At 40.2% G+C, this 13,487-nt stretch carries 11 protein-coding genes; 6 read left to right on the plus strand and 5 right to left on the minus strand.

Translation table 11 applies throughout. From position 1 onward, the window contains the following. Nucleotides 1–1,191: 1,191 nt before the first annotated feature. From AB1I67_RS01210 to AB1I67_RS01230, 5 genes are all read right to left on the minus strand, one after another. Nucleotides 1,192–2,586, minus strand: coding sequence for a hypothetical protein (locus AB1I67_RS01210; protein ID WP_367027998.1), 1,395 nt, complete (start codon nucleotides 2,584–2,586; stop codon nucleotides 1,192–1,194). 30 nt (nucleotides 2,587–2,616) lie between these two features. Then, the gene (locus AB1I67_RS01215) at nucleotides 2,617–3,222 is read right to left on the minus strand and encodes a helix-turn-helix transcriptional regulator (RefSeq protein ID WP_367027999.1); all 606 of its coding nucleotides are present in this window, start codon (nucleotides 3,220–3,222) and stop codon (nucleotides 2,617–2,619) included. 459 nt (nucleotides 3,223–3,681) lie between these two features. Then, nucleotides 3,682–4,959: an abortive infection system toxin AbiGii family protein gene (locus tag AB1I67_RS01220; RefSeq protein WP_367028000.1), complete on the minus strand. Its 1,278-nt coding sequence runs from the start codon at nucleotides 4,957–4,959 to the stop codon at nucleotides 3,682–3,684. Then, nucleotides 4,910–5,167 carry a hypothetical protein gene (locus AB1I67_RS01225; RefSeq protein WP_367028001.1) on the minus strand — a complete coding sequence of 86 codons (258 nt, stop codon included), beginning with the start codon at nucleotides 5,165–5,167 and terminating at the stop codon, nucleotides 4,910–4,912. Before AB1I67_RS01225 ends, AB1I67_RS01220 begins: the two co-directional genes overlap by 50 nt. 405 nt (nucleotides 5,168–5,572) lie before the next feature. Then, nucleotides 5,573–6,106 (minus strand): hypothetical protein, encoded by a 534-nt coding sequence (locus AB1I67_RS01230; protein WP_367028002.1) that lies wholly within the window; start codon nucleotides 6,104–6,106, stop codon nucleotides 5,573–5,575. A gap of 421 nt (nucleotides 6,107–6,527) precedes the next feature. Between AB1I67_RS01230 and AB1I67_RS01235 the strand changes: the two genes are divergently transcribed. From AB1I67_RS01235 to AB1I67_RS01260, 6 genes are read left to right on the plus strand one after another with little or no spacing between them, the layout of a single operon-like run. Beyond that, complete coding sequence (locus AB1I67_RS01235) at nucleotides 6,528–7,922, plus strand: sugar transferase (RefSeq protein WP_367028003.1); 1,395 nt, start codon at nucleotides 6,528–6,530, stop codon at nucleotides 7,920–7,922. Next, a complete protein-coding gene (locus tag AB1I67_RS01240) occupies nucleotides 7,912–8,682 on the plus strand; it encodes a glycosyltransferase family A protein (protein WP_367028004.1) in 771 nt (256 codons plus the stop codon). Before AB1I67_RS01235 ends, AB1I67_RS01240 begins: the two co-directional genes overlap by 11 nt. 21 nt (nucleotides 8,683–8,703) lie before the next feature. After that, on the plus strand, nucleotides 8,704–10,161 hold the full coding sequence (locus tag AB1I67_RS01245; RefSeq protein WP_367028005.1) for a radical SAM protein: 1,458 nt from the start codon (nucleotides 8,704–8,706) through the stop codon (nucleotides 10,159–10,161). Between the two features lie 11 nt (nucleotides 10,162–10,172). Further along, nucleotides 10,173–11,360: a CDP-glycerol glycerophosphotransferase family protein gene (locus tag AB1I67_RS01250; RefSeq protein ID WP_367028006.1), complete on the plus strand. Its 1,188-nt coding sequence runs from the start codon at nucleotides 10,173–10,175 to the stop codon at nucleotides 11,358–11,360. A 31-nt stretch (nucleotides 11,361–11,391) separates the two neighbouring features. Beyond that, nucleotides 11,392–12,549: an SDR family NAD(P)-dependent oxidoreductase gene (locus AB1I67_RS01255; RefSeq protein ID WP_367028007.1), complete on the plus strand. Its 1,158-nt coding sequence runs from the start codon at nucleotides 11,392–11,394 to the stop codon at nucleotides 12,547–12,549. An 18-nt stretch (nucleotides 12,550–12,567) separates the two neighbouring features. After that, entirely contained in the window at nucleotides 12,568–13,431 is an 864-nt protein-coding gene (locus AB1I67_RS01260) for a LicD family protein (protein WP_367028008.1), read from the plus strand. The last annotated feature ends 56 nt before the right edge of the window (nucleotides 13,432–13,487 follow it).

Below are 13,487 nucleotides of genomic sequence, written 5' to 3' on the forward strand. Positions count from 1 at the left end.
TTCCTCCTTTACTTGCTGTCATGTGGAGGTGGACTGAAAGATTCGCAAACATCCCGTCCTAACTCGCTTTGAGCTTACGTTTCTTCTTACCGGTATTCAGTTCAACGAATTCCGGTCCTTTTCATCATCCCTGGTATTGCGTTCTTCCAGCACCCGCTGCAGAGACAGAATCAGGTCGTTTTGGATACGGATGGTCGTATTCAGTTATACGATCGTATCCTTCAGTTCCCTGAGCTGGATATCCTTAGCGCTGGGTGTTATGGACTTGCATTCCTTTTTCTTATTACTGGTATTTCTAAAGAAATCATAAAAAAAGCGAATCCTGCCATAGTGCAGTCCCATCATAATGACGGTGGATAACTTACCGGGATTGTCGGATCAGCGCCAGAAAATGGGCTTTCAGCCACAGAATAAGCCTTTGGATCTGCGGCATATCAGGCTAAACTGTGGATTTTCGGAAACTTATCCGCAAAATCCCCAAACACGGATTTGTTATCCACGACCCTGAATGAGAAACAACCCGAAAAATTTAGCAATTTCACAACGGATCTTTGTCAGGCCTGGATCGCTTTGGGCTGTTCGACAAGCCCGCTGAGCAACCAGTCTAACTGACGCCAGATGATGGCCTGGGCTTCCGAGTTTTTTCGTGGTCAACGATAACATCCATGGGAACATTGAGACTATGCCGGTATTGCTTGAATCGTACCAACAGACAGCACGCTGCCTGGATTGCTGTCTGTTTTTGAACCAGGGTCCAGCCTGACCACTTCCTGCATAGCAGAAGGACTAAGATTTTCCCTGGAAACCGTATCCGGTATATCATGGCAAGCCTTCTTTTTCAGGCGGCTTACCCAGATGTAAAAAGTACCTGGATGGATCCCATGATCAGCTGATACTGCTGGTCGACCGGTACTCTGGCATTGTAAATAGATATTGTTCGAAACACCTCCATAATTATGTAGTAAAATGCCAACATCTATCCAAACATAAAAGAGATTCGGGAGTAAAATGCTTGCATCTAGCTGTACTCATTATGAGGCAAATGGTAGTTAAATACCAGCCACCCTAATATCTGGCACTTACTACACACCAACCACATTCACCACATATCATATCTAAATTATAGCTTTGATATGCTGTCTTATAGAGCTACTCTGTCTCTGGTAAAACAGGCATTCGCTTCCACGTCAATCAGCTTATTTGTGGAACCAGCGGAATCCCCCGCATTCTTTTTTTCTCTTCAACCGTGCTGGAATACTGTTCTAATTTTTCTCTGTCCCTACTCGTTAAATTACTGTTATGCAATGCATAAGTATAGTATTTATCAGCCTGCTGAAGGAAATAAGGATCTTCCGGTTCCATTTTATTATCAAGTTTATCGAAGACAATCGCAATATTCTTACAGGCTTTATACTGTTCATCGGATGCCAGCCCCTTCAGGTATATATCATCTTCGGCTACCTCCTGTTTGTAGAAAACAGCAGCCAAAATCAGATGGCAAATCGAAAAGGGTTCTGTTGTCAGTTCCCTGGCATCCCCCAGGTGATGAAATGCCTCTCCTAAAAAATAGCTGTCACCGCCGTATTCTTTTTTCTCCTTTGCCAAATGCCAGAATCCAGCAAATCCATCAATAGCAATTCCTCCATATAATACAATATTTTCTATCGTATATATATCTGACTTCTCACCTACCTTTCTCTGTACGTTTTCTTTCCCAATCTCAAAAAGACAATCCAAACCAGACTGTCCCATCGCATGTGCATTATTCATAGCCGGTTCAATCCTAAAGTTTTCCTTCCGACAGAAGCAGATCTCCTTACGCGCTTCCCAATTCACCGTACCTTGATCTAATTGCTGTACCCTATCCACATTTTTCGCAAGCTTTCCGTAATTCGCACTACGCCAAACCCTGGATTCAAAATCCGGCACATAGTTGTTCATAATTCTCAATACCGCATCACATAGACACTCAAAATTCTCCTGCGTCCCCGTAACTCCAATCCGCCCCATCTCATTTAAGAGTTCGCTCCATACGCGAGATTCAATTTGCGCTTCAAAGGGAACCTCAGACGCAGACTGAGGGCTTTCCGTTGAATCTACAGATTCATGCATTGCTTCGGCAGCAAGACTTACATCTGCCTCCGCATTACTGTCTTGCAGTTCATGATTGCCAGATTCTCCCTGATAAGGCTCATCAGCATTCTTACCCTGAAACCGCACATGCCCGCCTGCTGCCAACGATGCTGTTGTTAGCACACCAAAACAGAGTATGGCTGCTAAAATGCATGTAGCCGCACTCTGTTTCCACTTAGCTGCCAGGACCATCCCCAATATAACAGCTAATACCAACGATATGACGCACCCGGCGATCATCTTGTGACCAACAATATAACTATATATCCCTGCAACACTGCCAATCAATAGCAGGACTCCAGAGACTATATTATTTCCCGCCTTCACAAGCCCCATGACCCGCTCATATACTCCGTTTCCGGAACTATGAGCATCCTCATCCATCTTGTTCGGGCGCGCCTTCGCATAATCTGTTTTCACAGATTTATGTGCCTTTTTCTTTCGCTTTGTCATAATACCGGCCCACCCTTGTATCCAATCAGCTTACAGCGTTTTCTCACAACCAAATGCTTTTATAAACCGGCCTTTTAATTCATCTGCTTTTTCTCGGCTCTGTTTTCCTCTGCACTCAGCTTCAATCACGTTCCACAGAGGCTCCAGCCGTTCTGCGGACTCCTCTTCCATCACTGCCAGTTCATCCTCACCTGGTATAATATATAATCGATATATTTCCCCGCCGTTGTCTTCTGTGCCTCTCAACAGCAGAAAAATCCCATCTTCAAAATTACAGGCAAATGCCTCATATTCTGTCACCAGTTCATCTTCAAGCATCTGTCTGGCATAATCACACTTGAAGTTTTCTTCATCAAAGGGTCTCCAATAAATTTCGTGGCTCTCCCCCTCTGTCATCTGCATTAAAAGTCCGACAAAATCATTCTCTAACTCACATGCTGCATTCCCGGCAAGTTCATCTACGGAAACCCCCAAATAACGGGCTATCAACAATACCTTATCCAAGGAAGGGCTCATCCTGACCCATCGGCTGATCAACCCCGGACTAAAATTCTGGCTGCGCTCCAACTCCGACACAGAGATATTCCGCATTTTGCATATTCTTCTTATATTTTCAACAAGCTTTTTATTATCCATATTTCACGCTCCATATACTTGAAGAATTTTTCAAGCCCTTTTCCCGATATTATACTCTCCTCTGAATCATGCGTCAACAGTCAGCATATCGTCCGGTGTGATGACCTGTGTTTTAAGCGGAAAGCCATGCGGCATTTTGAACACTAAAATGATAAAAGCATACAATCAACCATTCAGCTGATCGCATGCTTCTATCATTTTTATCCAAACAAAAATTCGTCCAGAGCTTCCAACGCTTCCATAATTCAGGATTCTTTTCTCTTCGTCTAATTCGCTCCGATTCTATCACATCGTCTTCTGTTGATTCACATTCCATGTTGCAGGACAGTTCCACTAAACCCCAGAGAATTGTACTTTTCTTAGTTTTAGGATGTGACCTGCAGGATTTCTCGATAGTTATTCTCGAATATTCCTGCATTGTTTTTCCGAACCCTCCTTCCCTGATATTATAAATGCCAATTATACTGATTCCCAACGAACTAAACGTTTCATTTCCCCTGTTAATGATTCAAAAACCAACTCAATGGTCTTGCCACATTTTCCAGTGTCTTCAATATACCGCTTCAGCTCTTCAATATTACAAAGCCTTAACTGACTATACTCTTCGCTGATCCGAACCTCCGGGATCACAATATCCTGAATCTCTATATTGGTGGGGTAACATATCGTTATCTGATCATAAACTTCCTGTATATGATTCTTCATTTCCGGTTCCGGAGTTGCCTGCATTTTAATTGGAGAATGAACGCGGCAACTTAGCCCCCTTTGAGATTTCGCAGTATAAAGCAACTGAATATTTTCCAGATCCTTCTCGCTAAATTTCTTTAACAAATTCAGCTTGATTCCATAGATAGATTCAATATCTTTTAACATCTCCATAAACTGCAAATCTTCACTCCACCCCGGCCCCGGAGAAAGGTTTAAGTTTCCAGTAATCAGCTCCTTCTGTTCTTCCAAAAGTTTGATTATAATTTCACATCCATTTTGAGCAGCTTTCATGAACATGAGAAAATGAAACATTTCATCGACACTCTCACTTGTACAGGACGCCGAAACTTTAATCTTTTTCGTTTCCACCTGATATCTTATTTGTATCTGCACCCCAATGTCCTGAGTATGATTGGAAAAAATCATTTCTGCTTCACTGATCCGTTCTATCCCCAGCATCAGGTAGTCATAACCATACGTACTCCCTTCCAGCACAAGCGAACAGGGACGCGGCGGCGGAAATTTTTTAGGAACAATCCGCCATTCGCAGTCCTTCCAGGCCTCCGTGTCCGTTGGATCCGGAGTATCTCCCAACATCTTTCGGAACTCGACAACATTTATCTCGATTTCCGTCTGCTCCCCATACGCATGCTGCATCAAATTCTGCATCGTTCCATATTTCCGATACTTTTCAGGGAGTGAAAATCTAATTTGCGCTCTTGGAGGATATTTCTCTACCGCTTCGGGAGACAATGGACGACTCTCGAGGCAGACGCGCCTTCCATCATCCACAATCCGATAGTCATAATAAGGAAATAATGGATGTTCACGTCCGATCAGATTCCTCTCATTCTCAAGATGTACCTGTATCGCTGGAATTCTGGCTTCCTTAGCCATCTCCTTCAATGCCATAGACGAATCATCCAAAATCAAATTTTTTATGTTGTTCTGGCTCACATTTCCTCGGAAAAATAGACTTTTAAACTGATTGAACTGACTTGTTTTCTTTTCCTTCTTTTCCTTTTTCATATTCTTCACCAGTGATTGTATTACTTTGTACCACATTGCCTTCATTTGAAAATGCTCTGAACTGATTGGACTGCTTCTGTTTATGGTTTCGTCTACTGCACACCTGGTATCCTGCCAGGAAACTTATCGTAATGCTGGCTAATATGCTTATCAGATATGCCCCTAAAGTTGTGCTGGGGTCTAACAGGTTTTTGAACTGCTCTAACATGTTTTTCGCCTCCTCTTAATCACCGTTTCGGGTCTGAATTGCAACTCGGCTTCTTTTGCCGATCTTCACACTCATCCACACCATATAGACAACGAAAGGCGGAAATAGCTGCTTTTCCGCCTTTCGTTGTCATAAATTAATTTCAAAGCTTGATGCGAAATGCTTTTTTTCCATAATCTCGCGCATAAATTCTTCTACCGTCTTTGGTGGTTGTCCATGTACGAAATATATACATGCTATCATCTCCTTTCTTCAAGCACGCTTGAAAAAGGATAATATTTATGTTATACTCATATTTGTCGGTATGGTATAATCAGCTACATATGATTATCCCGTTCAAGCATGTGCCAGATGATAACATCTGGCATATGTTTTATGTAAAAGCTAATTAGCTGATACAACATGTTAATTATTCTTTTTCAGGATATTATCAATCTTCTGGAATTCTTCAACAATTTTTTTAATCGATTCTATGCACTGTGCATATTCCGGTGTAATACTCCAAGGTTCTATACTTATATCATTCTTCAAAAAGGAATTGTATTTTGTCGCTATCCTCAGTCCCATCAGTGCCCGTTTGATAAACTCTTCTGCACTGACAGTTTCTGATCCCTTATATTTCATCTTATCCTCATTCACCATAGAGGACTGTTCAAACTGATTATCCACAATATTACTTGCTGATGTATCTTCCATTGTGTCTTTATTCTCCTGTTTATTCGGCCAACAATATTCGCCCCGTTTGCTGGTTCCTTCAATAAATCCATTCGTTTTCATCTTGTGAACAATATTGTAAAAGGTATTAAGATTGATTTCCTTTCCCATACGGCTATCTACATAATTTTTCATCTCTGGAACAGATGCAACGCTCTTCTCCCGTAAATACTCTTCTATGTAACCAGTCGCAACGGCTAATTGTGTCCCATTGGTGTTTTCCATTTTTTCTCCTTTCCTTCTTCGTATGTTCCTTGCAAATTAATTCTATCACATGCCGCAAGGATATGCAACTCCTTTCTTCTTTTTTTACAATCTTTCAAATCTATTTAACTAAAAAGTTTTTCTCATATGTATGTATCCTTTTTCTAAAATCCTTTGCAACTAATTTCCAAGATATGCAATCTTGGTATTGTATCATATACTTATACTTTTTCCAGTTGAATCTAAACCATTGATCTATGAGCAACCGTTACCGTCTCAATCAAACGCAATCAGACTTGCTAATTATATTGTTGTCCTACTCATCAAAATCCACCTAAATAAAAACGCGAAAAGAACTATCTGACACTTTCATTTTTTAAGTTACTAATTCTTGTTCTTATAAGGATGATTATGCGAAGTGAAATGTTAGGAGTTCCCACGTATGAAAAGCTATGAACAATATAAACGTCTGATCCGTTTCTTCACCTCGGTCGCCATCCTGGCCATCGAGGTGGGCATCTACTGGATCGCCTGGGACCAGTACTTTTCCCAGGCTGCAGGCACGCCCTTCTTCCGAAAAGGGGACTGGCTGATGGCTGCCGTCTATGCCATCCTGCTGTTATTCTTTTCCCGGATGTACGGCGGACTGAAGATCGGATATTTAGAGAAGGGCAATGTGCTCTACTCCCAGGTACTCTCCGTGATCCTCGTCAATGTGATCACGTATCTTCAGGTGGCGCTCCTGGCGAAACGGTTTTTAGGGCCGGCGCCTTTCCTGGTGATGTTCGCCTGCCAGGTCATTGCGATCTGCATCTGGACGCTGTTGGCAAACAAGCTGTTCCAAAAGCTGTTCCCGCCGCGCCAGATGCTCCTGATCTACGGCAACCGGCCGTCCCTAACCCTGATGCACAAGATGAACTGCCGCAAGGACCGGTATCAGATCCGGCAGGTGGTACATATCGAGGTGGGATTAGAGCGGATCCTGGAGCTGATCGCGGACTATGACGCAGTGGTCATCTGCGACGTGCCGTCCCAGATCCGGAACCAGGTCTTAAAGTATTGCTATGGCAAGGGGATCCGGGTATATGTGACCCCGAAGATCTCCGATATCCTGATCCGCAGCGCGGAGGATGTGAACCTGTTTGACACGCCGCTGATCATGGCGAGGAACGGGAGGATGTCCATCGAACAGGCATTTGCAAAGCGGACGATGGACATCGTGATCGCAGGGATCGCCTGTGTGATCGCCTCCCCGTTCATGCTGGTGACAGCCCTGGCCGTAAAGCTTCAGGACGGCGGCCCGGCGCTGTACAAGCAGAAACGCCTGACTATCGACGGGGAGGAATTTTATGTATATAAGTTCCGGAGCATGCGGATGGATGCGGAGAAGGACGGCGTGGCGCGGTTAGCCAGCGCTGGGGACAGCCGGATCACCCCGGTGGGGGCATTTATCCGGAAGGTACGGCTGGATGAGCTGCCGCAGCTTTTTAACATCTTAAAAGGCGATATGAGCATCGTGGGGCCGAGGCCGGAGCGGCCGGAGATCGCAGCGCAGTACGAGGCAGAGATGCCGGAGTTCCAGTACCGGCTGCGGGTGAAGGCAGGGCTTACCGGGTATGCGCAGATCTTTGGGAAATACAACACGACGCCCTATGACAAACTGAAGCTGGATCTGCATTACATACAGAATTATTCGGTGATGCTGGACGTGAAGCTGATGATCCAGACGGTGAAGATCTTGTTTATGAAAGAGAGTACGGAAGGGGTCGCGGCTGGGCAGACGACGGCAGCGATGGAACCTTCCACAATAGTAAAGGATAAAGAGCATGGACAATAGCCCATTGATTTCCGTTATAATGCCTGCTTACAATGCAGAAAAAACGTTGATTCAGGCAGTTCAGTCTGTCATCAACCAGACTTACTGTAATTGGGAGTTATTAATTATAGATGACTGCTCTATAGATAACACATATGCATTGATGCAAAAACTTCAACTCAGCAATACAAAAATCAAAATTTTGAAAAACCATCAAAATGCAGGTGTATCTGAGTCACGGAATAAAGGTGTGCAAGCTGCGTTGGGGTCATGGATTGCCTTTTTGGACAGTGATGATATGTGGGCTCCCAACAAACTGGAAAAACAAGTAAAATTATTAGCGCGAAATAATGAAGCTGCTCTGATATTTACAGGAAGCGCTTTTGTGAATGCAATTGGAGAAATGTCAGAATACAAGCTTTCTGTACCTGAGACAATCACATATCATCAGTTATTAAAACAAAATGTAATTTCCTGTTCATCAGTAATGGTTAAAAGAGATATAATCTGTCATTTTCCGATGAAATATGATGACATGCATGAAGATTATGCAGTATGGCTGCAAATCTTAAAACAGGGGTATCAGGCTTATGGAATCAATGAGCCATTGCTAGTATATCGCCTGTCAACAAATTCAAAATCAAGCAATAAGAAAAAAGCTGCATTGATGACATATAAAGTATATCGCTACCTTGGTCTGAACCATATACAGGCAATGTATTATTTTGTTTGGTATGGCTGTAAAAATCTAAAAAAATATCACGCAATACAAAAAAAGTAATTAGTTTAATGGAGAAAGAACATGAAAGTATTTTTTATAAATCCCCCTTTTAAATCTGAATATGGCAAATTTTCAAGAGAATCCCGCAGTCCCGCAGTAACAAAAAGCGGAGCTTTATATTACCCGCTATGGCTTATTTATGCAGCCGCTTACACAGAAAAAAAAGGTTTTAATATTGAATTCCTTGATGCACCTGCAAAACAATGGAGTGAAAAAGAAAGCATTGCCTATATAAAAGAACATGCATCAGATACAGGTTTATTTGTATTAGACACCAGTACTCCCTCCATCAACAGCGATATTTCCTTTGGTGCCAGATTGAAAGAACTGTATCCAGATGCGTTTATCCTTTTGGTAGGTACGCACCCATCTTCAACGGTTACAGAAACACTTAATAGCAATCATTTAATAGACGGCGTTGCCCGGAAAGAATACGATTACACTGTCTTTAATCTGGCAAAAGCCTTACAGGAAAACGAAGATTTAAATACAGTGTACGGAATCTCCTATCGCAGAAATGATGAAATCCAGCATAATCCGGATGCAGAGTACATTCAAGATTTAGATACGATACCCTATGCGTCAGAGTTTATTCAGCATTATCTTGATCCCAGAGACTATTTTTTTGCAGCAGCCCATTACCCGTCAATTCAGATATTTACAGGCCGCGGATGCCCCAGCAGGTGTAACTTCTGTGTATATCCTCAGACCATGCATGGGCATCAGTACCGGTTAAGGACACCGGAAAATGTGGTTGGCGAGTTTGAGTATATTGCTAATCATTTTCCAGATGTAAAAGAAGTGGTCATAGAAGATGATACATTTACTGCAAACAAAAAGCGTGTTATGGACATTTGCAGCCTGCTTATTGAAAAAGGATTAAATAAGCGCTTAAAATGGCTTTGCAATGCCAGGGTAAATCTGGATTTGGAGACTATGCGTATCATGAAAAAAGCTGGCTGCCGGCTTATCATACCAGGCATTGAAAGCGGAAACCAGCAAATCTTGAATAATATTAAAAAAGGCACAACGTTAGCGCAGATAGAAGCTTACGTGAAAAATGCGAAAAAAGCAGGACTTCTGATTCATGCATGTTACATGGTCGGAAATCAAGGCGAGACCAAAGAAACCATGGAAAATACGTTGAAGTTGGCCCTGCATTTGAACACAGATACCGCTCAGTTCTTTCCTTTAATTCCCTATCCGGGTACAGAAGCTTATGAATGGGCGTTGGAAAACCATTACATTAAGGAAGGTTATGACCATTACTGTAAGGAGGACGGCACTCATAACTGTGTGTTGGAACTTCCTGAACTGACCTCAGAAGAAATGGTTGGCTTTTGTGATAATGCAAGGCGTAGATATTATATGCGGCCACGGTATATCATGCATCGACTGTGGGTGGGATTGAAAGACCCGGATGATTTGAAGCGGTCATTAAAGGCATTTAATCGATTAAAAAAATATCTTTTCAAATAAAGAGGTGATTTATGATTAATAAGTTGGTCACAAACAAATTTCTTCGGAAAATTATATTGTTCTTTTGCAAAATGCTTACAGCAATAAACTGTTTTTTACCTAAAAATAAGAAATGGGTGTTTTTTTATGAAAGTGTTGATTGTGAACTACATGATAATTCTCGCGCATTATATAACTATATGAAAAAACATTATCCTGAATATAAATATTTTATCTGCGCAAGTAATAAAGAAAAAAACCGCAAACTATTTTCAAATCATACAGTAGTAGTGGGGCAATTAAAAGGAATTTTATACTTTATGCTTTCAAAATATTGTTTTTATTCTTATTCATCTTTAAGGATAAAGCCATCCTCAAAACAGGTGATAGTAAATATGTGGCACGGCACCCCTTTGAAGGTCATTGGTAATCTTTCAAAAGATAAATTCAATACTGGTGAAGATATGTGCTCTTTTACTTATTTACTTGCTGCATCTGAGTTCTTCAAGCCAATTATGAGAGAAGCTTTTGGCTGTAAAGAGTCTCAAGTTTTAGTGTGTGGACATCCGAGGACAGATGATTTTTTCGTTGAGACTCACAATGACTATTTAGACGAGATTAAAAGACATAAGAAATCCATTATTTGGATGCCTACATTTAGAGTTACAAAAGATGCACGACATAAAGACTTGGGGGACAATTATAAATATGATTCTGAAACCATGCTTCCATTACTAGAGACATATTCAAGTTTAAACACATTAGATGATTTTTGTGTTAAAAATGATATCTTACTGATTATTAAAGCACATACGTTGGCACAGATAAATAATGTGGATTTTCATAATATTCATATGATTAAAGATGAGGATCTAGAAAAACGTAATATTTCTTTATATCAGTTCATTGCAGCCTTTGACGCTCTAATAACCGATTATTCTTCGATTTATTTTGACTATCTGCTACTCAACAAGCCAATGTGTTTCATTATCAATGATATAGAACTTTATCAGTCTGCGAGAGGATTTGTGGTAGATAATCCGTTTGAATTAATGCCGGGAAATCATATTAAAACAATAGCGGAATTTTACCAATTTTTAACCCAAATCTTGTCAGGTATTGATTTATATTATCTTGAAAGAAGGAGGGTCAATGATTTATGTAATCAATATCACGATGGTGACAATTCAAAACGCCTGCTTCAGTTAATAGGAATGTAGTTAAAATTATACTAAAAAGGATATAATAATTATGAAAAAAGCATTAATAATAGGCGGCAGCAACGGAATAGGAGCTGCTATTGCTAAAACTTTAATTGAAAAGGGTTATCATATCATTATTTTAGATAGATGCGTGCCCGATGAATCTATTTTTTCAAATACGGATAATTATATATATCAATATTGTAATCTGCTTGATATCGATGAATCTATATTAGAAGAATTAGCCTCATGTGAAGATATTAAGATACTAATGCTCACTGCTGGTTTCGGTCGAGTTGCGGAATTTGAATGGCTCACACCAATGGAAATTGATAATATAATGAGAGTAAATGCGACAGCAAATATTAAAATTATACGATATTTCTATGAACGAATTAAAGACTCGAAGCCATTTTACTGCGGTATTATGGGTTCCATAGCAGGTTGGATTAGTTCTCCTATGTTTTCTGTTTACGCAGCTTCAAAAGCGGCAATTTGCCGCTTCGTAGAAAGTATAAATATCGAGTTAGAACAGTCTGGATATCAAAATCGTATTTTGAATGTATCTCCAGGATCTATCAAAGGATCCAGGTTTAATGGAGAAGAAAATCATCTACCACTTATGGTTGCCTTAGCGGAGGAAATTATTTTTCATCTGTTTAATTCCGAGACGCTTTTTATACCTGAATACGAAACAATATACAAAAATGTATTGCAGCGATATTCTACGGATCCACATACTTTTGGAGTGGAAAGTTATGAGTATAAAAAGAATTCTGGAAGAGTATGTAACAAGAAACAACTTGTTGTCGGATATTTGTCTGGTACTTTTGACTTATTCCATATTGGACATCTTAATCTGTTAAAAAATGCAAAGGTACATTGCGATTATCTGATTGTGGGTGTGCACCCTAATGCTGCACATAAAGGAAAAGAGACTTTCATTCCATTTGAAGAAAGAATGGCTATTGTAAATGCCTGCAAATATGTAGATAAGGTAGTTACATCCTGCCCGGAAGATAGTGACGCATGGGCTTTGTGGCATTATGACAGATTGTTTGTCGGAAGTGATTATAAAGGAAGTGAACGTTTCAACAGATATGAAGCATACTTTCAAGATAAGAATGTAGAAATTGTATACTTTCCTTATACAAAAGGGACAAGCAGTACGCAGATTCGCAGCGTATTATTTCAACAGCAATTATAAATTATTATGGAGACTACTATGTATGATTTAACAAGAAATGATCTTGATGAACTTCACTCGTCGCTCTTAAATATGATGAAAACATTAGATGATTTTTGTCGAACTAAGAATATCTCATATTTCATGTTAGGAGGAACAGCACTTGGGGCTATAAGACACCAAGGTTTTATTCCTTGGGATGACGATATGGATATCGGAATGCCTCAAGACGACTATAAAAAATTTCTAGATTCAACTATTAATGGGATAGGTGATGAGTATATTGTTCGAAATTATGAAAATGATAAAACATGTCCATATGCTTTTACAAGACTAGAGGATAAAAGAACCACATATCTTGAATTGGATCGAGACAATGAGCATTATATTGGTGGAGCATATATTGATATATTCCCCTTAGTTGGGGCTTCAAATTCGTATTTTAAAAGACGCTTACAAGAAATTCATTTATTGTTATGGAAAAAAATTTTGTTTGCTAAGGTTGCCAGCCCTGCATCAAAGAAACGTCCTTTTTACAAAAAGGCATTTATGATGTTTGCTCGTCATACATTTTCCGTAGGATTTATAATTAAAAAAATACATAAAATAATTTTTCACTATCCATATAATGGGAGCAATTATGCGTCAAATATTTTAGGTCATTGGGGTCTTAAAGAAGTTATTCCTAAAACAGATTTTCTCCCTCCAAAAGAATATATATTTGAAGGGCAAAAGTTTTGGGGACCCCAAAATGCAACTAATTATCTTAACTCACTTTATGGAAAAGATTACATGACACCTCCGCCGGAGGAATTAAGAAAAGGTCATCATTATGCACATTACTTTAATTTAAACTTGCCTTACGAACAATATAACCCTGATATACATAAACAGAAGATATGAGGGGCGAGGTTTTTGGCATAATATTTTTAGCGGCTATGTATAGAAAGGAATTCGCG

Origin of the sequence: Clostridium sp. AN503 (assembly GCF_040719375.1) — a bacterium.
Lineage (GTDB): Bacteria > Bacillota > Clostridia > Lachnospirales > Lachnospiraceae > Brotaphodocola.